22 protein-coding genes are annotated in these 23,658 nt (G+C 71.5%); 13 read left to right on the forward strand and 9 right to left on the reverse strand.

Translation table 11 applies throughout. The annotated features are described in order from the left end of the window. Positions 1–94: 94 nt before the first annotated feature. Positions 95–859 (reverse strand): DUF4239 domain-containing protein, encoded by a 765-nt coding sequence (locus ACIRD7_RS06195; protein ID WP_403450361.1) that lies wholly within the window; start codon positions 857–859, stop codon positions 95–97. A 15-nt stretch (positions 860–874) separates the two neighbouring features. Continuing rightward, entirely contained in the window at positions 875–1,429 is a 555-nt protein-coding gene (locus ACIRD7_RS06200) for a hypothetical protein (protein WP_403450364.1), read from the reverse strand. 336 nt (positions 1,430–1,765) lie between these two features. Here ACIRD7_RS06200 and ACIRD7_RS06205 point away from each other — a divergent pair, with 336 nt between their 5' ends. From ACIRD7_RS06205 to ACIRD7_RS06230, 6 genes are all read left to right on the forward strand, one after another. Continuing rightward, on the forward strand, positions 1,766–2,740 hold the full coding sequence (locus ACIRD7_RS06205; RefSeq protein ID WP_403450367.1) for an SCO0930 family lipoprotein: 975 nt from the start codon (positions 1,766–1,768) through the stop codon (positions 2,738–2,740). A 281-nt stretch (positions 2,741–3,021) separates the two neighbouring features. After that, positions 3,022–3,834 carry an SAM-dependent methyltransferase gene (locus tag ACIRD7_RS06210; RefSeq protein ID WP_403450370.1) on the forward strand — a complete coding sequence of 271 codons (813 nt, stop codon included), beginning with the start codon at positions 3,022–3,024 and terminating at the stop codon, positions 3,832–3,834. Next, on the forward strand, positions 3,831–5,966 hold the full coding sequence (locus ACIRD7_RS06215) for a putative bifunctional diguanylate cyclase/phosphodiesterase (RefSeq protein ID WP_403450373.1): 2,136 nt from the start codon (positions 3,831–3,833) through the stop codon (positions 5,964–5,966). Before ACIRD7_RS06210 ends, ACIRD7_RS06215 begins: the two co-directional genes overlap by 4 nt. 125 nt (positions 5,967–6,091) lie before the next feature. Next, positions 6,092–6,994 carry a LysR family transcriptional regulator gene (locus ACIRD7_RS06220; protein WP_403450376.1) on the forward strand — a complete coding sequence of 301 codons (903 nt, stop codon included), beginning with the start codon at positions 6,092–6,094 and terminating at the stop codon, positions 6,992–6,994. A 130-nt stretch (positions 6,995–7,124) separates the two neighbouring features. After that, positions 7,125–8,135 carry an alcohol dehydrogenase catalytic domain-containing protein gene (locus ACIRD7_RS06225; RefSeq protein WP_403450378.1) on the forward strand — a complete coding sequence of 337 codons (1,011 nt, stop codon included), beginning with the start codon at positions 7,125–7,127 and terminating at the stop codon, positions 8,133–8,135. A 37-nt stretch (positions 8,136–8,172) separates the two neighbouring features. Continuing rightward, complete coding sequence (locus ACIRD7_RS06230; RefSeq protein WP_403450380.1) at positions 8,173–9,051, forward strand: SDR family oxidoreductase; 879 nt, start codon at positions 8,173–8,175, stop codon at positions 9,049–9,051. Positions 9,052–9,054: 3 nt separating this feature from the next. Here ACIRD7_RS06230 and ACIRD7_RS06235 read toward each other — a convergent pair whose 3' ends face one another. Continuing rightward, positions 9,055–9,939: a LysR family transcriptional regulator gene (locus ACIRD7_RS06235; RefSeq protein ID WP_403450383.1), complete on the reverse strand. Its 885-nt coding sequence runs from the start codon at positions 9,937–9,939 to the stop codon at positions 9,055–9,057. A gap of 120 nt (positions 9,940–10,059) precedes the next feature. Here ACIRD7_RS06235 and ACIRD7_RS06240 point away from each other — a divergent pair, with 120 nt between their 5' ends. The 5 genes from ACIRD7_RS06240 to ACIRD7_RS06260 all read left to right on the forward strand — a co-directional run bounded on the left by ACIRD7_RS06240 (position 10,060) and on the right by ACIRD7_RS06260 (position 15,482). Beyond that, a complete protein-coding gene (locus ACIRD7_RS06240) occupies positions 10,060–10,731 on the forward strand; it encodes a succinate dehydrogenase (RefSeq protein WP_403451697.1) in 672 nt (223 codons plus the stop codon). A gap of 2 nt (positions 10,732–10,733) precedes the next feature. Then, positions 10,734–12,683 carry a fumarate reductase/succinate dehydrogenase flavoprotein subunit gene (locus ACIRD7_RS06245; protein WP_403450384.1) on the forward strand — a complete coding sequence of 650 codons (1,950 nt, stop codon included), beginning with the start codon at positions 10,734–10,736 and terminating at the stop codon, positions 12,681–12,683. Then, positions 12,680–13,426, forward strand: a complete 747-nt coding sequence (locus ACIRD7_RS06250) for a succinate dehydrogenase/fumarate reductase iron-sulfur subunit (protein ID WP_403450386.1) — start codon at positions 12,680–12,682, stop codon at positions 13,424–13,426. Before ACIRD7_RS06245 ends, ACIRD7_RS06250 begins: the two co-directional genes overlap by 4 nt. 302 nt (positions 13,427–13,728) lie before the next feature. Continuing rightward, complete coding sequence (locus tag ACIRD7_RS06255) at positions 13,729–14,499, forward strand: GNAT family N-acetyltransferase (protein ID WP_403450389.1); 771 nt, start codon at positions 13,729–13,731, stop codon at positions 14,497–14,499. 14 nt (positions 14,500–14,513) lie between these two features. Then, positions 14,514–15,482, forward strand: coding sequence for a lysophospholipid acyltransferase family protein (locus ACIRD7_RS06260; RefSeq protein WP_403450391.1), 969 nt, complete (start codon positions 14,514–14,516; stop codon positions 15,480–15,482). Here ACIRD7_RS06260 and ACIRD7_RS06265 read toward each other — a convergent pair. Continuing rightward, complete coding sequence (locus tag ACIRD7_RS06265) at positions 15,472–17,808, reverse strand: ATP-binding cassette domain-containing protein (RefSeq protein ID WP_403450394.1); 2,337 nt, start codon at positions 17,806–17,808, stop codon at positions 15,472–15,474. The genes ACIRD7_RS06260 and ACIRD7_RS06265 overlap by 11 nt on opposite strands. A 179-nt stretch (positions 17,809–17,987) precedes the next feature. On the opposite strand from ACIRD7_RS06265, the gene ACIRD7_RS06270 reads away from it, so the two are divergent. After that, the gene (locus ACIRD7_RS06270) at positions 17,988–19,304 is read left to right on the forward strand and encodes a phytase (RefSeq protein WP_403450397.1); all 1,317 of its coding nucleotides are present in this window, start codon (positions 17,988–17,990) and stop codon (positions 19,302–19,304) included. 25 nt (positions 19,305–19,329) lie between these two features. Here ACIRD7_RS06270 and ACIRD7_RS06275 read toward each other — a convergent pair whose 3' ends face one another. The 4 genes from ACIRD7_RS06275 to ACIRD7_RS06290 form a co-directional block, all read right to left on the reverse strand. Beyond that, positions 19,330–20,328: an LLM class flavin-dependent oxidoreductase gene (locus tag ACIRD7_RS06275; protein ID WP_403450400.1), complete on the reverse strand. Its 999-nt coding sequence runs from the start codon at positions 20,326–20,328 to the stop codon at positions 19,330–19,332. A gap of 7 nt (positions 20,329–20,335) precedes the next feature. Further along, positions 20,336–20,509 carry a 50S ribosomal protein L32 gene (rpmF, locus tag ACIRD7_RS06280; protein WP_403450402.1) on the reverse strand — a complete coding sequence of 58 codons (174 nt, stop codon included), beginning with the start codon at positions 20,507–20,509 and terminating at the stop codon, positions 20,336–20,338. An 85-nt stretch (positions 20,510–20,594) separates the two neighbouring features. Continuing rightward, positions 20,595–22,199 carry a cation acetate symporter gene (locus tag ACIRD7_RS06285; RefSeq protein ID WP_403450404.1) on the reverse strand — a complete coding sequence of 535 codons (1,605 nt, stop codon included), beginning with the start codon at positions 22,197–22,199 and terminating at the stop codon, positions 20,595–20,597. Then, a complete protein-coding gene (locus ACIRD7_RS06290) occupies positions 22,193–22,651 on the reverse strand; it encodes a DUF485 domain-containing protein (protein WP_403450406.1) in 459 nt (152 codons plus the stop codon). The genes ACIRD7_RS06285 and ACIRD7_RS06290 overlap by 7 nt, the downstream gene beginning before the upstream one ends. A gap of 247 nt (positions 22,652–22,898) precedes the next feature. Here ACIRD7_RS06290 and ACIRD7_RS06295 point away from each other — a divergent pair, with 247 nt between their 5' ends. Then, positions 22,899–23,390, forward strand: coding sequence for a hypothetical protein (locus ACIRD7_RS06295; protein WP_403450408.1), 492 nt, complete (start codon positions 22,899–22,901; stop codon positions 23,388–23,390). A 15-nt stretch (positions 23,391–23,405) separates the two neighbouring features. On the opposite strand, the gene ACIRD7_RS06300 is transcribed toward ACIRD7_RS06295, so the two are convergent. Continuing rightward, entirely contained in the window at positions 23,406–23,621 is a 216-nt protein-coding gene (locus ACIRD7_RS06300) for a dodecin (RefSeq protein ID WP_403450411.1), read from the reverse strand. Between the last annotated feature and the right edge of the window lie 37 nt (positions 23,622–23,658).

A 23,658-nucleotide genomic window follows, 5' to 3' on the forward strand; every position in this document is an offset into this window, starting at 1 on the left:
CAAGCGTGTGGGCCGCTCGGGGGACGGCGGCGCGGCGGCTTCGCGACGAGCGCGGACGCCCCGGACTCCGCCGTCCTTCCGAAGGGCGGGCCGGTCAGCCCTTGGACTGCGGGAACAGCGCGAGGAACGGCTCCATCGACGCCGTCACACCGCGGCTGTACGGATCATCGAAGTCCCAGATGAGGAAGAGCAGAAAGGCGATCAGCGCGGAGAACAGCCCGGCGAGGATCAACTCACGGGCCGTACGCCGGATCTGCAGGGCGAACACCATTCCGATGGTGACGACGCCACCGGCGAGCAGCCCGAACCACACCACCCCCGGCATGGTGTCCCCGGTCGAGTTGGCGCGGGCGTTGCGGGCCTGGTCGGCCGCGGTCACCTGGTCGAGGAGCGGCTGGTACGCCTGTGCCTCGAAGTCGTTCCTGGGCTCGTAGTCGGTGACATCCTCACGGATGCGCTGGAGCATCTCGGTGCCGCGGTCGGTGACCGTGCCGTGATCCATCATTGACTTCCACTCGGTGGTGACGACGTGTCCGACATAGGCGTTGACATCGTCCCGAATGCGGTCGCGGACGTCGGCCGGATAGACCCGGACGCGCTCCGAGACCTCGTGCAGCGCCACGGCCTCCGCCTGGACGTGGTCCTGGGCGGCGCTGCGGGCCTCCCACACACCCGCGATGGCCAGGCCGAGCACGATGGCGTACACCACGCCGATCCACATCGTCATGTACTCGATGACGTCCGGGGTCTCGCTGGGATCCTCGTCCTCGGGAGCCGTGCGGTGCCGTACGAGGGTGATGACGACCACCACGGCACAGGCGGCCAGCATCGCGAGGGTGAGAACAAGCCATTCCGGCAAGAGAGGCCTCCAGGGTCAGCGTGGACGCAGCGCCGCGACGGCGGCGATGGCGGGCACCGCGATGAGCAGGACGAAGGTGAGGGGTGACTGGGCGCCGTGCGTGGTCCGCCGGTGCGGGGTGGGCCGGTACGGCGGGTAGCGCACGGTGGTGGCGGACGGACTCGGGGTGGGCTTGGCCGACGGCTTCGGTGGGGGCGTCGGGGCAGGGGTGGGCGTTGGCGTGGGAGCCGGCGGCGCGGGTGGGGGAGCGGGCCGCACCGGTGGCGGCGGAGGCGGGGGCTCCGGTTTCGGTGTGGGCGTGGGCTTCGGTGGCGGGGGCGTCGGGGTGGGCTCCGGCGCGGGCGTCGTCTTCGGCGGCGGCTTCGGAGTGGGCGTGGGCGTGGGCGTCGGGGTCGGCGTAGGCGTCGGGGTCGGGGTCGGCGTCGGGCACTGTGGGGGAGTCGGCCAGGTGAAGCTCCCGGCGACCGCGACCGCCCGCGCGCCGTCCGGACCGGTGTCGGCGTACGCGCAGGCCGTGGCCATCGCCGTACCGGAAGGTGCCGACACCAGCAGCCACGTCAACGCGGCCACCGTCAACACCCTTGCGGTCAGGGTGGATTGGGTCGGTTCGAGTGCATGCACGCCCAAGATCTTGAGGCCACGACGGGCCCGCGCGTGCCGGGGAACGGGTGGAATGCCCCGAACGGGCGACGGATGGCCCTCGAAAGGTTTGATCAGGGTGTGCGGGCGTAACCGCCGGGGCGTACGCGCGTGCGGCGGGAGGCGGGTGTGACACAGGTGGCGTCACAGGTTCCGGAAAGAAATTTGTGCCGCCTTTGAACACGAAGGTGGCTCCCGTGCGTACCCATTGTCGTGCGGCGGCGCAGCAGGGCGCTGCAACACCCTTGTGATTATGGGGAGTTGACGATGAAGACCTCGTGGCGGAGCGCCTCGCTCGTGGTGAGCGCCGTGGCGGTGGCGGCGCTGACGACGGCATGCGGCTCGGAAACCGCCCCGCCGGCGAGCAGCCAGAACGTGGGCGCCACAGCCGCTGCCGGTGACTACGGGAGCGGTACCGGCCTCGGTTCGGGTTACGACGCGGGTGCGGCCGGCCAGGAGAGCGCGGCCACCCAGGCCGCCTCGGCCGGTGAACTCGCCGTGTCCACCAACGCCGAACTCGGCGAGGTGCTCACCGACAGCGCCGGCATGACCCTCTACCGCTTCGACAAGGACGTGGCCGAGCCGCCGAAGTCCAACTGCGACGGCGACTGCGCGACCAAGTGGCCGCCGGTCCCCGCGGACGACGCGACGGCCGGTGTGGGCATCGACAAGAACAAGCTCGGCTCGGTCACCCGGACCGACGGCAGCAAGCAGCTGACGATCGACGGCTGGCCGGCGTACCGCTACGCCAAGGACACCAAGGCCGGTGACGTCAACGGCCAGGGAGTGGGCGGCACTTGGTACGCCCTCGCCCCCACCGGCAAGAAGGCGCAGGGCGGGGCCGACGCGGCCGACCTGCCCGGCCTGTCCACGCGTCAGGACTCCAAGCTCGGTGAGATCGTCATCGACAAGAACGGCCACACGGTCTACCGCTTCATGAAGGACTCGCCCTGGCCGATGAAGACGGCGTGCACCGGCGAGTGCCTGGAGAAGTGGCCGGTCATCGCGCCGGTCGACGCCGAGGACACCGAGGGCATCGACCTGAAGGGCTCCGGTCCGCGAGGCCAGGGCTACGTGGTCTTCGACCGGCCCGACGGCATCAGGCAGCAGACCATCGACTGCGTGCCGATCTACACGTTCGCCGGTGACAAGAAGCCCGGCGACACCAACGGCCAGGGTGTCGGCGGCACCTGGTTCGCCATCCGCCCCGACGGCAAGCCGGTCGGCGCGCCGGAGCAGTAGAGGTCAACAGCGATTCACCGGTCCGCCCCCTGAGCGTCATGCGCAGGGGGCGGACCGGGTTTGCCCGCGTTCACCCCTCGCGCGCAGCCTCTTTCGCCATGGTTCGGCACTCTGTGGAATCCTTCGGATACTTTTCGTAGAGGGTGCGAGGGGCGTCAATTCGGCACGTGCCACTGGCAGTGACCGGGAACGGATGGTCAATTTCCGTTTCCGCTCGCTCCTTTGGCGGGCGATCAGTAGCCTCAGCTCGAACACCGGATCGCCTACGCCTGGAGAGATAGATGGAGCGTCCCGCCTGGGCCCCACGGAGCATCGACATCTCGGTGCCGAGTGTCTCTCGGATCTACGACTACTATCTGGGCGGTTCGCACAACTTCGAGGTCGACCGGGAAGCGGCCCGCAAGGCCATGGACTTCATGCCGGGACTTCCCAAGATCATGCAGGCCAACCGGGCGTTCATGCGTCGCGCGGTGCGCTTCGCGGCGGACGAGGGAATCACCCAGTTCCTGGACATCGGCTCCGGCATCCCGACGTTCGGCAACGTCCACGAGGTGGCCCAGTCCGCCAGCCCCGGCGCGCGCGTGGTGTACGTCGACCACGACCCGGTCGCCGTCGCGCACAGCCAGGCGGTCCTCGCCGGCAACGACAACGCGGACGTCGTCGCCGCGGACCTGCGCAAGCCGCAGGAGATCCTGAGCAGTTCCGTGGTCGAGAGCCTGATCGACCTGAACCGGCCAGTGGCACTGCTGCTCGTTGCCATACTGCACTTCGTGGAGGACGAGGACGAACCCTACGAGGCGGTGGCCCAGCTGCGCGACGCGCTCGCGCCCGGCAGCATGCTGCTGCTCACGCATGCCTCGTACGAGGGAATCCCGCTGCCCGAGGAGCGGGCCAAGGGCACGGTCGACGTGTACAAGGACATTCGCAACCCGCTGATCATGCGCTCGCGCGAGGCCATCGCGCGGTTCTTCGAGGGGTACGACATGGTGGAACCCGGACTGGTGCCGATGCCGCACTGGCGGCCCGACACCGCACCGGAGGACGACGATCCGTGGGCCTTCTCCGGGTTCGCCGGCGTGGGACGTACGGCGTGAGCGCGGGGCCGGACGGGCCGGAGGACAGACTGCGCCGGTTCGCGACGATCTGGAGCCGGGCGGTCTTCCCGGTGACCTCGACGTCGTCGACCCGGCCGGAGTTCGAGGAGCAACTGCTGCCGCTCGCCCGGCGGTTGAGCGAGGCACTCAGGGCGAGGACGTTCGACGCGGAGGAGGGCAGGGCGGTCGGCGCCGGGCTCGTCGTCGCGCACTGCACCGACCCCGAGGCGCTCAGCCGCACGCTGGACTGCGTGGACGCCTACCTGGTGCTCTACTGCGGCGCCGACGGCGACCAGGAGGACCTGCGGGCCCGCTCGTCGCGGCTCCAGCACGCCATGGCCGCGGGGTTCGCCCAGGCGCTGCGCGAGCGCACGCTCGCCGAGCAGGAGGCCATCTCCGCCGCCGCCCTCAAGGCGCAGGGCGTGGTCGCCCAGGCGCTGCACGCCACCGAGGCCCGGTTCCGCGCGGTCTTCGAAGGCGCGGCCATAGGAATCGGCATCGCCGACCTGGAGGGCCACATACTGCAGGTCAACGGAGCCCTGCTGCGTATGTTCGGCGTCTCCGAACAGGCGATCCGCAGCCGCAACGTCAAGGAGTGGACCCACCCCGAGGACGCGCCGCAGACCTGGAAGCTCTACGACGAACTCGTCCGCGGCGAGCGAGAGCACTACCACGTCGAAAAGGCCTTCTACCGTCCCGACGGAACCGTCCTGTGGACCAACCTCACGGTCTCCCTGCTGCGCGACCCCGACGGCGTCCCGCAGTACCAGCTGGCCCTGATGGAGGACACCACCGAGCGGCGGCTGCTCAATCTGCGGCTGCGCTACGAGGCCACGCACGACGCGCTGACCGGACTGCCCAACCGCACCTTCTTCTTCGAGCGCCTGGAGAAGGCGCTGGGCGCCGGGGAAGGCCAGCGGTTCGGGCTGTGCTACCTCGACCTGGACGGCTTCAAGACCGTCAACGACAGCCTCGGCCACGCGGCCGGCGACCGGCTGCTCGTCGAGGTCGCCGACCGCCTCCAGTCCTGCGCCACCGCGCCCGGCGAGATGGTCGCCCGGCTCGGCGGCGACGAGTTCGTCGCGCTGACCACCGGCCCCGACACCGAGCGCGAGGTCGACGAGCTCGCCGCCCGGATCATGAACGTGCTGGTCGCCCCGATCAGTGTCGACGGCCGCGAGCTGACCGTGCGCGGCAGTATCGGCATCGTCGAGGGCCCGGCGGGCGAGCGCAGCCCGGCCGAGGTGCTGCGCAGCGCCGACATCACGATGTACCGGGCCAAGTCGGCGGGCGGCAACCGCTTCGAGCTGGCCGACGAGGAGGCCGACGCCCGCGCCATCACCCGGCACGGGCTGACCACGGCGCTGCCGACGGCCCTGGACCGGGGCGAGTTCTTCATCGAGTACCAGCCGCTGGTCCACCTCGGAGACGGCAGTGTGCGCGGTGCCGAGGCCCTGGTGCGCTGGCTGCATCCGCAGCACGGCGTGCTCGGCCCGGACCGGTTCATTCCGCTCGCCGAGCACACCGGGCTGATCGTGCCGCTGGGGCGCTGGGTGCTGGAGCAGTCGGTGCGGCAGGCCCGCTCGTGGCGGGAACGCCACGACGACGCCGGGCCCTTCCGCATCAACGTCAACCTCTCGCCCTGTCAGCTCACCCACCCCGGGCTGGTGCAGGACACCGTGGAGATCCTGGAGCGGGCGGGCGTGGCACCCGACGCGCTGTGCCTGGAGGTCACCGAGTCGGCCCTCATCGGCGCCGACGACGACCTGCTCAAGCCGCTGCGCCGGCTCGCCGAGATGGGCGTCGACATCGCCCTGGACGACTTCGGCACCGGCTACTCCAACCTCGCCAACCTGCGCCGGCTTCCGGTGAGCATCCTGAAGCTGGACCGCTCCTTCACCCAGAGCATGCAGCAGTTCCCGGCCGACCCCGTCGACCTCAAGATCGTCGAGGGGATCGTCTCCCTGGCCCACGGTCTGGACCTCTCGGTGACGGTGGAGGGCGTGGAGACCGGCGCCCAGGCCGAGCAACTGCGCATACTGGGCTGCGACACGGCTCAGGGCTGGTACTACGCCCGCCCGGGCCCGCCGGAGCGGCTGCACGAGCTGGCCCTGGTGGACGCGACGGGCTGACCGCGGGGGCCGTACGGGACGGCGGGGATCTACTTCCCGGTCCCGTACGGCCGGTCGTATAGCGTGAACCGCGCCGACGGCGGCACGGTACGCCAGGGCCGGTCGGCGGAAAGGCGGGAGCGGTCATGCCCGAGCGGCCGGTCGACCTGGATCTGCGCAAGCTGCGCTACTTCGTCGCCGTGGCCGAGCGCCGGCACTTCGGGCAGGCGGCCCTCGCCCTGCACGTCACCCAGCCGGCGCTGTCCCGGCAGGTGCGGCAGCTGGAGCACGAGCTGCGGGTCGAGCTGTTCACCCGCAGCACGCGCGAGGTCGCGCTCACCCCGGCGGGCGAACAGTTCCTGCGCGACGCCAAGGCACTGCTCGCCGCCTCGGAGGCCGCCCAGGAGCGGGCCCGCCGCATCAGCTCCGGGGACGACGCCCTGGTCGTCGGGTTCATGCTCGGCACGGACGTCGGCCTCGCGCTGAACGCGTTCTCCGCGCGGTTCCCCCACGTGTCCGTCGAACTGGTCCGGCTGCGCTGGTGGAGCCAGGCGCGGGCCCTGCTGGACGGCAGCGTCGACGTCGGGTTCGTACGGCCGCCGCTGGAGGCCGAAGGGGTGGACCTGCTGCCGCTGTACCCCGAGCACATCTCCGCCGTCCTGCCCGTCGGTCATCCGCGGGCACGTGACACCGAGGTCCCCCTCGCCGCCCTGGCCGACGACCCCGTCCTGGAGTACGCCGAGGCGGCGCCGGCCTGGTCGGCCGTCTGGAACGCCGATCCGCGCCCCGACGGCACCCGCCCCGGCCACGGTCCCGCCTTCCACGACATGGAGGAACTGCTGGGTTACGTCCGGGGCGGCCGGGGCATCGCCTTCGTGCCGAACTCCGTCGCGACCGCGTTCCACCGGTCCGACATCGCCTACGTCCCGGTGGCCGACGCACCCCCGGGACAGGTGTCCGTGGCCTGGAACGGCGCCCGCGCCTCGCACCTCGTGACGAGCTTCGTCGAGACGGTTCACAACGCCGCCCGCGCCCGAGGCACCGCCTAGACCTGCGCCCATGCCGTCTCGGCATCAATCGGGCCGCAACCGGCATTGGACGCGATCACCAAGGGCTCACAGACTCGGAAGTGCCAGGAAATCACTGGACCACCTCCCCCCGAGCCCCTTGGAGCCCGCGATGCGTGCTGCCGTCGCCACCGGCGCGAACCTTCCGCTCGCCCTGGACAACCTCGACATGCCCCAGCCCGCCGCCGGCGAGGTCCTGATCAAGGTCACCGCCTGCGGAGTCTGCTTCTCCGACCTGAACCTGCTGCGCGGCCACTACCCCTTCGCCCGCTACCCGGTCGTCCCCGGCCACGAGATCACCGGCGTGGTGACCGCCGTCGGCGAGGGGGTGACCTTCCCGGAGGTCGGGACGGTGGTGGGCGCGCAGTTCCTGTACGACTCCTGCGGGCACTGCGACTACTGCGTGCGCGGCGACCAGATCCTGTGTCCCCGCAAGCGGATCACCGGCGTCGTGGCCGACGGCGGCTACGCCGAGTACGCCCTGTTCAAGGCCGACTTCGTCACCCCGCTGCCGGACGGTCTCGACCCGGTCGCCGCGGCGCCGCTGATGTGTGCCGGTCTCACCGCCTTCAACGGCCTGCGACAGGGCGGCGCGAAGGCCGGTTCCCGGGTCGCCGTCGTCGGTCTCGGCGGTGTCGGCTCCCTGGCCGTGCGCTACGCCGTCGCCATGGGCGCCCGCGTGGCCGTGCTGGGCCGCTCCCGGCGCGGCGAGGACCAGGCCAAGACGCTGGGCGCCGAACTGTTCGTCGCCACCGGCGAGTCCGACCCCGCCGACGCCCTCAAGGCCTGGGACGGCGGCGCGGACCTGGTGGTCAACGCCGCCCCGTCCACCGCCGCGGCGGCCGCCGCCCTGGGCGGTCTCGCTCCCGACGGCACCCTGCTGCTCCTCGGCTACGGCCCCGATCCGCTCACCCTGCCCACCCCGCCCATGATCCTCAACCGGCTGCACGTGGTCGCCTCGCCCTCCGGCTCCCCGCACGACCTGCGCGACACCCTCGCCTTCTCCGCGGCCCACGGCATCCTGCCCGAGGTCACGCCGATCTCCCTGGAGCAGGCGCCGGTCGCTCTGGACGCCATGGCCGAAGGCACCGCCCACGGCCGCAGCGTGATCACCTTCGCGTGATCCGGGCCGCCCCCGACCTTTCCCAAGGAGTTCTCCCATGCCCTACGCCGTTCTCGTCACGGGTGCCTCCAGCGGCTTCGGCGCCCTGACCGCCCGCGCCCTGGCCGACGCCGGACACACCGTCCACGCCGGCATCCGGCAGACCACCGGCCGCAACGCCCCGGCCGTCGCCGACGCCCGGGCCTACGCCGAGGAGCACGGTGTCGACCTGCGCACCGTCGAACTCGACGTGTCCCACCAGGAGTCCGTGGACGCCGCCGTCGCGGCGGCCGGCCGGATCGACGTCGTCGTGCACAACGCCGGGCACATGGTGCTCGGTCCGGCGGAGTCCTTCACACCGGAGCAGCTCGCCGAGATCTACGACACCAACGTGCTGTCGACGCAGCGCGTCAACCGGGCCGTGCTCCCGCAGATGCGGGACCGCCGCGACGGTCTGCTGCTGTGGGTGGGGTCCTCCAGCACCTTCGGCGGCACCCCGCCCTACCTCGGCCCGTACTTCGGCGCGAAGGCCGCCATGGACCACCTGGCCAAGAGCTACGCGGTCGAGCTGAGCCGCTTCGGCATCGACACGGCGATCGTGGTCCCCGGCTCCTACACCTCGGGCACCAACCACTTCGCCCACGCGATGCACCCCGAGGACACGGCCACCGCACAGGCGTACGACACCTTCTACGCGGGACTGATGGACGACGTCGGCAAGGCCCTGGCCGCCCTGGCACCCGCCGACGCCGACGTCCGGGAGGTCGCCCGCACCATCGTCCGCGTCATCGAAGCACCGAAGGGCCGGCGGCCCTTCCGCACCACCATCGACCCGGCCGACGACGGCTCGGAGCGGGTCAGCGACCTCGCGGACCGGGTCCGCACCGAGTTCTACGAGCGCATCGGCATGCCGGACCTGCTGACCCCCCGCGTCTGACGCTCACCGCTCCAGCAGCATCCGCTGCAGTTCCCGGGCGGCCCGGGGCGGGGCCACGTCGCTGCGGTGGGCCAACGCGATCGTCCGGTGCAGTCCGGGCCGGGCCAGCGGGGTGACCCGCAGTCCCCGGCCCGAGCGCGCGGCCACCATGCGCGGGACCACGGCCAGCCCCAGCCCCGCCCGCACGAACCCCAGCACCGCGTCCATCTCCCCGCCCTCCACCGCGAAGTCCGGCTCGAAGCCCTCCGCGCGGCACGCGGCGACCGTCAGTTCGCGCAGGTCGTAGCCGTGCCGGAACATCACCAGGCGCTCGCCCTCCAGATCGGCGATCCGCACGGTGCGCCGCCCGCCGCCGGGGCGGGCGGCCTCGGGGGAGGAGACCACCACCAGGTCCTCGCGCAGCAGCTCCACCGTGGTCAGCGCCGGGGACGGGCTGGGCAGCGGGAGCACGACGAGCGCCAGGTCGAGGGCGCCGCGCGCGAGCAGCCGTACGAGATCGTGCGAGCCGCCCTCCTCGATCAGCAGCTGGATGCCGGGATAGCGGTCGTGGAAGGCGCGCAGCACGTCCGGCAGCAGGCCCGTGCACAGGCTCGGGGTCGCGCCGAGGCGGACCCGGCCGCGCCGCAGCTGCATCAGTTCCTGCACCTCGTGCCGCGCGGTGTCCGCGTCGGCCAGGATGCGCCGGGCCAGCGGCAGCAGGGCCTCACCGGCGTCGGTCAGGGAGATGTTGCCGCGCGCCCGCAGGAACAGGTCCGCGCCCAACTCCCGCTCCAGCGCCTTGATCTGCTGGGACAGCGAGGGCTGCGCGACATGCACCAGGTCGGCGGCCCGGGTGAAGTGCCGGGCCTCGGCGACCGCCACGAAGTACTGGAGCTGCTGGAACTGCATCCCCCCATCATAGGCATCAGCTATGGAAACGAGCCGGACCATGTCTTGGACCGATGGGGCCGTTCGGCCCTAGCGTCGTGTTCCATGGCTCTGGCAACGCGGACGGACCGACGGCCGTCCATGGCACGCACGGTGTGGGACTCCACCGTCGGCAAGAAGACCGTGATGGCGGTCAGCGGGCTGATCATGCTGCTGTACCTGGTCGTCCACATGATCGGAAACCTGAAGATCTTCTTCGGGGCGGGCGAGTTCAACCACTACGCGCACTGGCTGCGCACCGTCGGCGAGCCGTTCATGCACTACGAGTGGACGCTCTGGCTCGTCCGGATCGTGCTGGTCGTCGCCGTCGTCGCGCACGCCACCTCGGCGTACCAGCTCAGCCGCCGCGACATCAAGGCGCGCCCCAGCAAATACGTGCACAAGAAGCCGCGGGCCTCCTACGCCACGCGCACCATGCGCTGGGGCGGCGTGATCCTCGGCCTGTTCATCGTCTGGCACATCCTCGACCTGACGACGGGCACCGTGCACTCGGGCGGCTTCCAGGAGGGCCACCCGTACCAGAACGTCGTGGACACCTTCTCCACCTGGTACGGCAACGTCATCTACCTCGTCGCGATGCTCGCGCTCGGCCTGCACATCCGGCACGGCTTCTGGAGCGCCGCGCAGACCCTCGGCGCCGGCAGCCGCACCCGCGACCGCGCCCTGAAGACCACGGCCAACGTTCTCGCGCTGCTGCTCACGGTCGGGTTCATCGCCGTGCCCGTGGGCGTCATGACCGGAGTGGTGAGCTGACCATGAACCCGTACACCGACTACACGACCGGCGCCCCCGCCGTCGACACCAAGGCCCCCTCCGGCCCGGTCGACCAACGCTGGGACACGCGCCGCTTCGAGGCCAAACTCGTCAACCCCGCCAACCGGCGCAAGCACACGGTGATCGTGGTCGGGACCGGCCTGGCCGGCGGTTCCGCGGGCGCCACCCTCGCCGAACAGGGCTACCACGTCGTCCAGTTCTGCTACCAGGACTCCCCGCGCCGCGCCCACTCCATCGCCGCGCAGGGCGGGATCAACGCCGCGAAGAACTACCGCAACGACGGCGACTCCATCCACCGCCTCTTCTACGACACCGTCAAGGGCGGCGACTTCCGGGCGCGCGAGTCGAACGTGCACCGGCTCGCGCAGATCTCGGTGGAGATCATCGACCAGTGCGTGGCGCAGGGCGTGCCGTTCGCCCGCGAGTACGGCGGTCTGCTGGACACGCGCTCCTTCGGCGGCGTGCAGGTGTCGCGGACCTTCTACGCCCGCGGCCAGACGGGCCAGCAGCTGCTCCTCGGCGCCTACCAGGCCCTCAGCCGGCAGATCGCCGCCGGCAACGTGGAGATGCACCCGCGCACCGAGATGCTCGACCTGATCGTCGTCGACGGACGGGCGCGCGGCATCGTCGCCCGGGACCTGATCACCGGGAAGATCGACACCTACTTCGCGGACGCCGTCGTCCTCGCCAGCGGCGGCTACGGCAACGTCTTCTACCTGTCGACGAACGCCATGAACTCCAACGCCACCGCCGTCTGGCGGGCCCACCGGCGCGGCGCCTGGTTCGCCAACCCCTGCTTCACCCAGATCCACCCGACGTGCATCCCGCGCACCGGCGACCACCAGTCCAAGCTGACCCTGATGAGCGAGTCGCTGCGCAACGACGGCAGGATCTGGGTGCCGAAGGACAAGGGCGACGACCGCCCCGCCCACAAGATCCCCGAGGACGAGCGCGACTACTACCTGGAGCGCATCTACCCGTCCTTCGGCAACCTGGTGCCCCGCGACATCGCCTCCCGCGCCGCGAAGAACGTCTGCGACGAGGGCAGGGGGGTCGGCCCCGGCGGGCAGGGCGTCTATCTCGACTTCGCGGATGCCATCAAGCGCATGGGCCGCAAGGCCGTCGAGGCCAAGTACGGCAACCTCTTCGACATGTACCAGCGGATCACCGACGAGGATCCGTACGAGGTGCCGATGCGGATCTACCCCGCCGTGCACTACACGATGGGCGGCCTGTGGGTCGACTACGACCTCCAGACCACCGTCCCCGGCCTGTTCGCGATCGGCGAGGCCAACTTCTCCGACCACGGAGCGAACCGCCTGGGCGCCTCGGCGCTGATGCAGGGCCTGGCCGACGGCTACTTCGTCCTCCCCGCCACCATCAACGACTACCTCGCCCGCAACCCGCACCACGAGGCCGTCACCGACGAGCACCCCGTCGTCCAGGAGGTCCTCGCCGAGACCCAGGACCGGCTCAACCTGCTGCTGGCCGTGGACGGCGACCGTACCCCGGACTCCTTCCACCGCGAGCTCGGCGAGCTGATGTGGGAGTTCTGCGGGATGGCCCGCACCGACGCCGGGCTGCGCAAGGCGCTGGAGCGGATCCCGCAGATCCGGGAGGAGTTCTGGCGGCGGATCAAGGTCCCGGGCACCGGCGAGGAGTTCAACCAGTCGCTGGAGAAGGCCAACCGCGTCGTCGACTACCTGGAGCTCGCCGAGCTCATGTGCCTGGACGCGCTGCACCGCGACGAGTCCTGCGGCGGCCACTTCCGCGAGGAGTCCCAGACGCCGGACGGCGAGGCCGCCCGCAAGGACGACGAGTTCTCCTACGCGGCGGCCTGGGAGTTCACCGACACGGGCGCCGCTCCCGTGCTGCACAAGGAAGACCTGGTCTTCGAGTACGTCCACCCCACCCAGCGGAGCTACGCATGAGGCTCACCCTGCGCGTCTGGCGGCAGAAGAACGCCGACACCGAAGGCGCGATGTCCACGTACGAGGTGGACGGCATCTCCTCCGACATGTCCTTCCTGGAGATGCTCGACACCCTCAACGAGGAGCTCATCCTCAAGGGCGAGGACCCCGTCGCCTTCGACCACGACTGCCGTGAGGGCATCTGCGGCGCGTGTTCGCTCGTGATCAACGGCGACGCGCACGGACCCGAGCGGACGACCACCTGCCAGCTGCACATGCGGTCGTTCAAGGACGGCGACACCATCGACGTCGAGCCGTGGCGGGCGTCGGCGTTCCCGGTGATCAAGGATCTGGTCGTCGACCGTTCGGCGTTCGACCGGATCATCCAGGCCGGCGGCTACATCACGGCGCCGACGGGCGCCGCTCCGGAGGCGCACGCGACGCCCGTGCCGAAGCCGGACGCCGACTTCGCCTTCGAGCACGCCGAGTGCATCGGGTGCGGGGCGTGTGTCGCCGCGTGCCCCAACGGCGCGGCGATGCTGTTCACTTCCGCCAAGATCAACCATCTGAACGTGCTGCCGCAGGGGACGCCCGAGCGCGAGACGCGCGTGCTGGACATGGTGGCGCAGATGGACGAGGAGGGCTTCGGCGGGTGCACGCTCGCCGGCGAGTGCGCCACCGCGTGCCCCAAGGGAATCCCGCTCATGTCCATCACCGGAATGAACAAGGAGTGGCTGCGGGCCACGCGCAAGGTGAAACGATAGGACGGGTCACCCGACAGACGTTCGCCGAAAGGTGCGGACGGGCGGGGCCGGGAGTGGTGCTCCCCGGCCCCGTCTCGCCTTTTCCGACCCGCCAGGTGAACAGCACCGGACCGCGCGGCTGACCGCTCGGGCACCGGAATGTGGACGACCGGTACCGGTTCGCGCCGTTCAACATCCGCACATCCCCTCTCCTGGCACAGGTCACGCGTAGGCCAACCGGCATAGGAAGAACAGGGGCGGCACATCGCATCGCTCCCACCGAGCTCCGCTCGCCGTCCCCGGCCCGTGACCAGGAGTAAGCCATGACCGGCGTACTGTCCGTCGAACGTCCCCCGCAGCCCACGGCACCCACCCGTTACACCGTGGGACTCGCCCGCAACGAGGAGGACGTGCGCGCCGCCCAGCGGCTGCGGCACGACGTCTTCGCCGGCGAGATGGGGGCCCTGCTGTCCACCCCGCAGCCGGGCCACGACATCGATGCCTTCGACGCGTACTGCGACCACCTGCTCGTCCGCGAGGAGGTCTCCGGGCAGGTCGTCGGCACCTACCGACTGCTGCCCCCGGAGCGCGCCGCGGTCGCGGGCCGCCTGTACTCGGAGGGCGAGTTCGACCTCGCCAACATCGACTCCCTGCGCCCCAACCTCGTCGAGGTCGGCCGCTCCTGCGTGCACCCCGACCACCGCGACGGCGCCGTGATCAGCCTCATCTGGGCCGGCATCGCCCGCTACATGGTCGACCGCGGCCACGAGTGGCTGGCCGGCTGCTGCTCGATCCCGCTGGCCGACGGCGGCACGCTCGCCGCCGCCACCTGGGACCGTGTCCAGGCCAAGCACCTGGCCCCGGAGGAGTACTGGGTACGGCCGCTGCACCCCTGGCAGCCGACCGCCCCCGTCCCCGCCACCCGCATGGAGCTGCCCGCCCTGCTGCGCGGCTACCTCCGCCTCGGCGCCTTCGTGTGCGGTGAGCCCGCGCACGACCCGGAGTTCGGGGTCGCCGACCTGTACGTGCTGCTGTCGATGCGCCGGGTCAACTCGCGCTATCTGCGGCACTTCCTCTCCCTAGTCCCGGCGTGACGGACGGGGCGGACATGAGCACCCACTCCCTCGGTGCCGTCGGTGTCCCCACGGCGACCGCTCCCACGACCGGCGCACCGGCCGCCGGCACCACGAGCCACGCCCCCGACGCGGGGACGCTGTGGCGGCCCAGCGCCCCCTGCAGCCCCCGTACCTGCATCGACCCGTCGGAGTCGACCAGAGCGATGCCCCTGGCCGTCCTGCGGATCGCGGCGGTCCTGTCCCTGCTGATCGTCGGACTGGTGCTGATGCCGCTCGGCGGGCGGATACCCGCCGGGCTGGTCCGGCGCTGGTGCCGCTGGGTCGTGCGGTCCGCCGGTGTCCAGGTGCGCGTCGAAGGCGGCGCCACGGCGGACGGCGGGCTGCTGCTCGTCGCCAACCACGTCTCCTGGCTGGACATCCCGATGCTGGCCGCCGTGCGTCCGGCCCGGATGCTGGCCAAGTCGGAGATCAGGGACTGGCCGGTGGCCGGATGGCTGACCGCGCGCAGCGGCGCCCTGTTCATCGACCGGGACCGCATCCGCGCCCTGCCGGACACGGTGGCCCGGATCGCCGAGGCGCTGCGGGCCGGTGAGGCGGTGGCCGTGTTCCCCGAGGGCAGCACCTGGTGCGGCCGCGGCCAGGGCCACTTCCGCCGGGCCGCCTTCCAGGCCGCCCTAGACGCGGGCGTGCCCGTGCAGCCGGTGCGCCTGCGGTACCGGGTGGCCGAGGGCGCGCCCACCACGGCCGCCGCGTTCGTCGGCCAGGACGCGCTGCTGTCCTCGGTGTGGCGGGTGGCCAGGGCGCGCCGGATCGTCGCCGTGGCGGAGGTCATGGAGCCGATCACGCCGGACGGCGGCGCCGACCGCCGCACCCTGGCCCGGGCGGCGCAAGCGGCCGCGCTGCTGGGGGAGCGTCAGGTCCGGCGCGTCGTACCTCTCTCCGCGCCCGCCGCCGGACAGCCGCCGGCTCCGGCCCCGTCCCGCGAGCCCCTCACGGCATGACCCGGGCGAGATAGGGCGCGGTCGCGCTGCCCCGCGCCGCTGCCACCCGAGCGGGCGGACCCGCCGCCACGATGCGTCCGCCCGCGTCCCCGCCCCCGGGGCCCAGGTCGATCACCCAGTCCGCGCCCGCGACGACGGACATGTCGTGCTCGACCACGACGACGGTGTGCCCGGCGTCGACCAGCCCGTGCAACTGGCGCATCAGCACCTCGACGTCGGCCGGGTGGAGTCCGGTCGTCGGCTCGTCGAGGAGGTAGAGCGTGTGGCCGCGCCGGCCGCGCTGCAGCTCGCTCGCCAGCTTGATGCGCTGCGCCTCACCGCCGGACAGCTCGGTGGCCGGCTGCCCCAGCCGCAGATAGCCGAGTCCCACGTCGAGCAGGGTGCCCAGGCTGCGGGCCACGGCCGGCGTGTCCGCGAAGAACTCCGCCGCCGCCTCGACCGTGAGGTCCAGCACCTGCGCGATGTTCCGCCCCCGGTACGTCACCTGGAGCGTCTCGGGGCGGTAGCGCGCCCCGCCGCAGTCCGGGCACGGCGCGTACGTGCTCGGCAGGAACAGCAGCTCGACGCTGACGAACCCCTCGCCCTGACAGGTCTCGCAGCGCCCTCCCGCGACGTTGAAGGAGAACCGGCCGACGCCGTAGCCGCGCGCCCGCGCCTCGTCCGTCGCCGCGAACTCCTTGCGCACGACGTCGAAGAGGCCGGTGTAGGTGGCCAGATTGGAGCGCGGGGTCCGGCCGATCGGCTTCTGGTCGACCGACAACAGGCGCCCCACGCCCGCGAGTTCCTCGGTGATCTCGCCGATCAGCGTGGACTTGCCCGACCCCGAGACCCCGGTGACGGCCGTGAACACGCCGAGCGGGAACTCGGCGGTGACCCCGCGCAGGTTGTGCCGGGTGACCGGCCCCACCGCCAACCGGCCGTGCGGGGTGCGCACTTGGCGTGCGGCGGCGGGGGAGTCGTCGAACAGGAAGCGGGCCGTCGCCGAGTCCGCGACCGCCGCCAGCTCCGCCACCGGCCCGCTGTGCAGCACCCGTCCGCCGTGCTCACCGGCGCGCGGTCCCACGTCGACCAGCCAGTCGGCGCCGCGCATGACGTCGAGGTGGTGCTCGACCACGAACACCGTGTTCCCGGCCGCCTTCAGCCGCGCCAGCACCCGCAGCAGCGCCTCCGTGTCCGCCGGGTGCAGCCCGGCGGACGGCTCGTCGAGGACGTACACGACACCGAACAGCCCGGACCTGAGCTGGGTCGCCAGGCGCAGGCGCTGGAGCTCGCCCGCCGAGAGGGTGGGGGTGGCACGGTCGAGGCTGAGGTAGCCGAGGCCGAGCTCGACGACCGGGGCGATACGGGACGTGAGGTCCTCGGTGAGCACCCGGGCCGTCTCCGAGCGGACCTCGCCCTCCAGCGTGCCCCCCAGCTCGACCAGCGGCAGCGCGGCCAGCTCGGCGATCGTCCGGCCGGCGAAGGTCACCGCCAGCGCCTCGGGCCGCAGCCTGCTGCCCCCGCACGCCGGGCACGGCGCGGCGGCCAGGAACCGCTCCGCCTTCGCCCGCAGGGTCTGGCTCTTGGAGTCGGAGAAGGTCTTCATCACATACCGTCGGGCGCTCATGTACGTGCCCTGGTACGGCCGTTGGATCCGGTCGGCGTCGCGGACCGGGTGGACGGTGACGACCGGCTGCTCGTCGGTGAACAGGATCCACTCCCGCTGCTCGGCGGGCAGGTCGCGCCAGGGCCGGTCCACGTCGTGGCCGAGCGCGTCGAGGATGTCGCGCAGGTTCTTGCCCTGCCAGGCGCCCGGCCAGGCGGCGATGGCGCCCTCCCGGATCGACAGCGCGGGGTCGGGGACCAGCAACTCCTCGGTCGTACGGTGCACTTGGCCGAGCCCGTGACACTGCGGGCACGCACCCGCCGCCGTGTTCGGCGAGAACGAGTCCGAGTCGAGCCGCTCGGCGCCCGGCGGGTAGTGGCCGGCACGGGAGTACAGCATCCGCAGGGAGTTGGAGAGGTTGGTGACCGTGCCGACGGAGGAGCGGGAGGTCGGCGCCGAGCGGCGCTGCTGGAGGGAGACGGCGGGCGGGAGCCCGGTGATCTCACCGACCTTGGGCGCGCCGACCTGGTGGATGAGCCTGCGCGCGTACGGGGCGACGGACTCGAAGTAGCGGCGCTGGGCCTCGGCGTAGATCGTGCCGAAGGCCAGCGAGGACTTCCCGGAGCCGGACACCCCCGTGAACACGGTCAGCACATCGCGCGGGACGTCGACGTCCACGCCCTTGAGGTTGTGCTCACGGGCGCCGCGGACACGGACGTACGGATCGTGCGGGGACTGCATGGGGCGACGGCTCCGGGGGACGGGACGGGACGGGACGAGGTCGGGGGGCAAACCCCGCGATTCTATGCGAACCAGACGCGAGGCCCGGGCGCACCACCTGATGTTCACGGTGCCGTCGGCTCACCCACACCGGTCACCCATAGCGTCTCGCCCGTCACTTTTCCTACTGAGGAGTATTCGTGAGCGCTTCCGCTCTGAGCACTCTCACCGCCGCGCTGCTGATGGTCACGGGCGCGTCCGCCCCGCAGCCGGTCTCCGTCTCCGCACGCGTGGAGACGCCCGCCGTGTACGACGACGAGGCGGGCGGCAACGCCGACGCCGACGACCCGGCCGTCTGGATCAACCCCCGTGACCCGGGCCGCAGTCTGGTGATCGGGACCCTCAAGGAGGCAGGCCTCGACGTCTACGACCTCGACGGCAGGCGTCTGCAGCACATCGCCGCTCCCGCGGCGCCCGGCGAGGACGCCGCACGGGGCCGCTTCAACAACGTCGACGTCGTCCACGGCTTCGAACTGGGCGGCAGGATGACCGACCTGGCCCTGGTCAGCGACCGCGGCCGGGACCGGATCCGGGCCTACGCGATCGACCCCGCCGCCGTGGCCGCCGGCCGGCCCCCGCTGAAGGACGTGACGGCCGCGAACGCCGCGCCGGTGTTCTCCGCGAGCGAGACCGAGGTCGACGACCAGCGCACCGCCTACGGCCTGGCCGCCTTCACCGACGACGACAACGCCTACGTCGTGGTCTCGCGCCGCTCGGAGACCCGCGTACGGATGCTGCGACTGGAGGACCGCGGCGGCCGGATCGGTTACAAGACCGAGGACACGCTCGACCTGCCGGGCTCCTTCACCCTGCCGAACGGCAAGAGCTGGACGCCGTGCGCCGACCCCGGCGACCACGCGCAGGTCGAGGGCATGACCGTCGACCAGGAGAGGCACGTCCTGTACGCCGCCCAGGAGGACGTCGGGCTATGGCGGATCGACCTGGACGACGAGGAGTTCGGCCGGCCCAGGCTGATCGACCGGGTGCGCGAGTACGGGACTCCGTGGACGTATGACGCCGAGGAGGAGGAGTGCGTCAACGACACCTCCCACGACCCCGGCTTCGGCGGTGAGCACCTGAGCGCGGACGCCGAGGGCGCGACGATCTACCACGCCGCCGACGGCAAGGGCTACCTGCTCGCCTCCAGCCAGGGCGACAACACCTTCGCCGTGTACGAGCGCCAGGGCCGCAACGCCTACCTCGGCTCCTTCGCCGTCACCGACAGCGCCGCCACCGACGGGGTGCAGCACTCCGACGGTGCCGCCGTGGTCAACGTCCCGCTGGGCCGGTCCTTCCCCAAGGGCCTGCTCGTCACCCACGACGGCGAGGCCGCGCCCGCCGACGGGGACCGGGAGGGCACCAACTTCAAGTTCACGCGCTGGGATTCGGTGGCCGGTGCCTTCCGGCAGCCGCTGACGGTCGACACGAAGTCGTTCGACCCGCGCGACCCGGACTGACCCGCCGTACGGCAGCTCGCCCGGATCACGCCTCGATGATCCGGGCGAGCCCGCGATAGGAGTCCAGCAGGGCCTCGCGGTCGTACGTACTGGTCGTCACCAGCACCTCCTGCGCCCCCGTCTCCTTGAGCACGGTCTCCAGCTCGTGCGCGACCTGCTCCTCGGTGCCCGCGATGTGCCCGGCGAGGCCGCCCTCGTAGAAGTCGCGCTCCTTGGCGGTCATGGTCAGGCCCTCGACCCGGTCGGCGGGGGCCAGCGGCGGGAAGGTGCCGTGGGTGCGCGAGTGGGCCATCGCCCAGGCCTCCGGCACCAGCAGCCGCCGGGCCGCCTCGGGCGTGGCGGCCACCGCGATCGTGCCGGAGATCACGACGTACGGCTCGTCGGCCCAGGGGGAGGGCTCGAAGTGCGCGCGGTAGTGATCGATCCCGCGCCGCATCCGCTCCCGGTTCCTGAGGTCGCCGATGACCATCGGCAGGCCCGCGCGGGCCGCGATGTCCGCGCCCTCGCCCATGGCCAGCACGAACGGCGGCACGGCCAGTCCCTCGGCGGGCCGCGCCCGCACCCCGGTCGGCGAGGTGCCGCGGAACCAGCCGAGCAGCTCCTGGATCTGCGCCGCGAAGTCCTCGGCGTCCCCCTTGTCCCGCCCCAGCGCCCGGCGCACCCCGTCCGTGAAACCGACGGATCGCCCGAGCCCCATGTCCATACGCCCCGGGAACAGTGACTCCAGCACCCCGAACTGCTCGGCCACGATCAGGGGTTGGTGGTTGGGCAGCATCACGCCGCCGGTTCCGACGCGGATCGTGTGCGTCGCGGAGGCCACGGCGGCGGCCAGCACGGTGGGCGCGGACCCCGCCACGCCGGGTACGCCGTGGTGCTCCGAGACCCAGAACCGGTGATAGCCGAGCGCCTCGGCCTCCTGTGCCAGCCGCACGGTGTCACGCAGCGCCTCGCCGACGGGGTGCCCCTCGCGGGTGCGGGAGCGGTCGAGTACGGAGAAGCGGGTCGAGGCGATCGCGGAGCTCATACAGGGTTCAACGCGTGGGAGCCCGCAGGATTCCTCGCTCGTACGCCTTGATCAGGTGCTGCGGCACGAGGTGGCTGACGCCGTCGATGGTGATGGGCACCAGTTGTGGCGTGGTCGCCTTCCACTGGGCGCGGCGGTGGCGGGTGTTGCTGCGGGACATCTTCCGCTTGGGGACAGCCATGGGGGACCTCCTCGGTGGGTGAACACCGAGGAGGCTATATGAAAATGGATCCCATTAACAATGGGAGGTGTGCGGCGAGGGTTGGCTACTCTTTTGCGCCCACCAGCATCCGGACCTCGAACTCCTCGTAGGCCGCGTCGTCCTCGGGCCCCCGGCGGTCGCTCAGTACCGTGCCGAGCCAGCCGAGGAGGAAGCCCGCCGGGATCGAGACGATGCCCGGGTTCTGCAGCGGGAACCAGGCGAAGTCGGCGTCCGGGTAGAACGAGCCCGGCGCGGAGGAGACCACGGGCGAGAACAGCACCAGCAGGACCGAGCAGACCAGACCGCCCCAGAGGCTCAGCAGAGCCCCCTCGCCCGTGAAGCGGCGCCAGAACAGGGTGTAGACGATCGTCGGCAGAATCGCCGACGCCGCGATCGCGAAGGCGAGGAAGGCGAGCGTCGCCGTGTTGGCACCCCAGGAGACCAGCGCGAGCAGCATCGCCAGGACGCCGATGACGACCGCGGACAGCCGTGCGACCACCAGCTCCTCGGTCTCGCTCGCCCGCCCCTTGCGGATCACCTCGCCGTACAGGTCGTGGGCGAGTGACGAGGCGGCGGCGAGGGTGAGGCCGGCCGCGACGGCGAGCAGCGTGACGAAGGCGAGGCAGGACAGCAGCGCCGTGAGGATGCCGCCGCCCAGGGCGTTGGCGAGGAGCAGCACGGCCGCGTCGCCCTTGTGGTCGGTCTCCGCGATGGTCTGACGGCCGACGACGGCGGTGGCCCCAAGGCCGAGGATGCCGGCCGCCAGGCAGACCAGGCCGACCAGACCCACCGCCCACACCACCGAGCGGCGCAGCACGTCGACCTTGCGCGGGGCGAGCAGCCGCATCAGCACGTGGGGGAGTGCGGCGAGGCCGAGGACGATCGCCAGCTCCAGACTGAAGAAGTCGAGCTTGCTGGCGGTGCTGGCGCCGTAGCGCAGCCCGGGTTCGAGGAAGCGGCTGCCGGTGCCGCTGTGGTCGGCGGCCGCGGACAGCAGGGTGCCCGGGTTCCAGTCGTAGCGGTGCAGCACCATGACCGCGGTGATCGTCACGCCCGCCACCAGCATCACGGCCTTGATGATCTGGATGACCGTGGCGCCCGGCGCGCCGCCGATGGCCGCGTACACGATGACGACGGTGCCGATCACGATCACGCACAGGGTGCGGGTCGCGGCGCTGGGCTCGCCGGTGAACTGGGTCAGCAGGGCGATGCTGCCCACGAGTTGGGCGACCAGGTAGAGGGTCGTGATGGCGAGCGTGCACACGGCGAGGGCGAGCCGCGCCGGCCGCTGCAACCGGGTCAGACGCAGCGCCAGGGTGTCGCCGAGGGTGAACTTGCCCGCCCGGCGCAGGGGTTCGGCGATCAGCAGCAGCACCATCATCCAGGCGACGACGGTGCCGCCCAGGTACAGCAGGCCGTCGTAGCCGGTGAGGGCGACCAGCCCGGTGCTGCCGAGCAGGGTCGCGGCCGACAGGTAGTCGCCGCACATCGCGAGGCCGTTGCGCAGCGGGGACATGGTGCGGTTGCCGAGGTAGAACTCGCTGATCTCGTCGCGCTGAGGGGCGGTCAGCAGCGCCATGAACAGCGTGACCACGACCACCGACAGGAACAGCACGAACGTCAGTTGCAGGCTGAACCGGTCGACGATGCCTTCGGACAGGGTCACCACGTGCGGTACCCCCCGGCCTCGCCGTTCGGCGCGGCGGCGTGGGGTGCTCGCGGCTCCTGCTGCCGCAGCCGCGAGGCCAGACCGCGCGAGAGCGGGTCGACCCGGGTGCGCATGTGCCGTACGTAGCACCAGGCCGTCACGCCCATCACGACGAACTGGCCGAGGCCCAGCGCCAGGCCGAGGGTGAGGTCGCCGGTCAGGCGCCGGTTCATCAGCCCGGGGACCAAGTGCGACAGCAGTACGTACAGCAGGAATCCGCCGGCCGACAGGAGCGTCGCGCGCATGCCGAACCCGCGCTGGGCACGGCGTAGTGAGTGAAATTCCGGATCTTCGGATATGCGTTTGGGCGGTACGGGATCATTAACCGGCGAACTGTATGTGAGGGAATTGTCGTGCCATGGTGAAAACTCGGGCACAGGCGCACCTTCTTCGCTGCGGCATGCCGAACGCACTGGTGAGTGCGGGCCTGGTGGGGGACGGGTGGCGGGCGGTGAAAGCCGGAAGCCGGAGTATGACAGCGCTCTCTTTGAGCAATCAACCGCCGACTCGAATTACCGCCCCGCGATGGCGCATTAGCGCCCCTCTTGTTTTTTCGGCGATCATGTGAAGCGCGCGGATGGCGGCTGTTCGGGAATTAGTACGGACCACTTCTCCGGGCCGGAGTGTCTCAAATCAGGGCCCCGGATTAGGGTGTGGGGCGTGACCGACAGCAATGACCGTCCGCTCGCCGTGTTCGACCTGGACAACACCCTCGCCGACACGGCGCACCGGCAGCGTTTCCTGGAGCGCAGCCCGCGCGACTGGGCAGCCTTCTTCGCCGCAGCCCCGCAGGACCCGCCGATTCCGCAGGGCGTCGCGCTGGCGCTTCAGAGCGCCGAGGAGTGCGAGGTCCGCTATCTCACCGGGCGTCCCGAGCGCTGTCGGCGGGACACCCTCGAGTGGCTCGCCGCGCACGGACTCCCCGAAGGGCGCGTGTACATGCGGCGCAACGACGACCGCAGGCCCGCCCGGCGCACCAAGCTGGAGATCCTGCGCCGCCTCGCCCGCACCCACGAGATCCGGATGCTGGTGGACGACGACGAGTTGGTGTGCGAGGACGCCGAACGCGCCGGCTTCACCGTCGTACGGGCACGCTGGACCGCCCCTTCCGCCGCGCTCGAGGTGGCGCAGGAGCGGGAGGGGCGGACCTGACGGCAGGGGCCCTCGCTACTCGGATTCCTCCAGGCGGAAGCCGACCTTCATGGTCACCTGCCAGTGCGCGATCTCACCGCCGTCGAGCTGGCCACGCACCTCGACCACCTCGAACCAGTCCAGGTTGCGCAGGGTTTGCGAGGCCCGCGTGATGCCGTTGCGGATCGCCTGGTCCACGCCTTCGGGCGAGGTGCCGACGATGTCCGTCACACGGTAGGTGTGGTTCGACATGTGGGTGCTCCTCTCACACGCGTCACTCCACCGTGCC

The sequence above is a fragment of the Streptomyces sp. NPDC093568 genome (genome assembly GCF_044764945.1).
GTDB lineage: Bacteria > Actinomycetota > Actinomycetes > Streptomycetales > Streptomycetaceae > Streptomyces.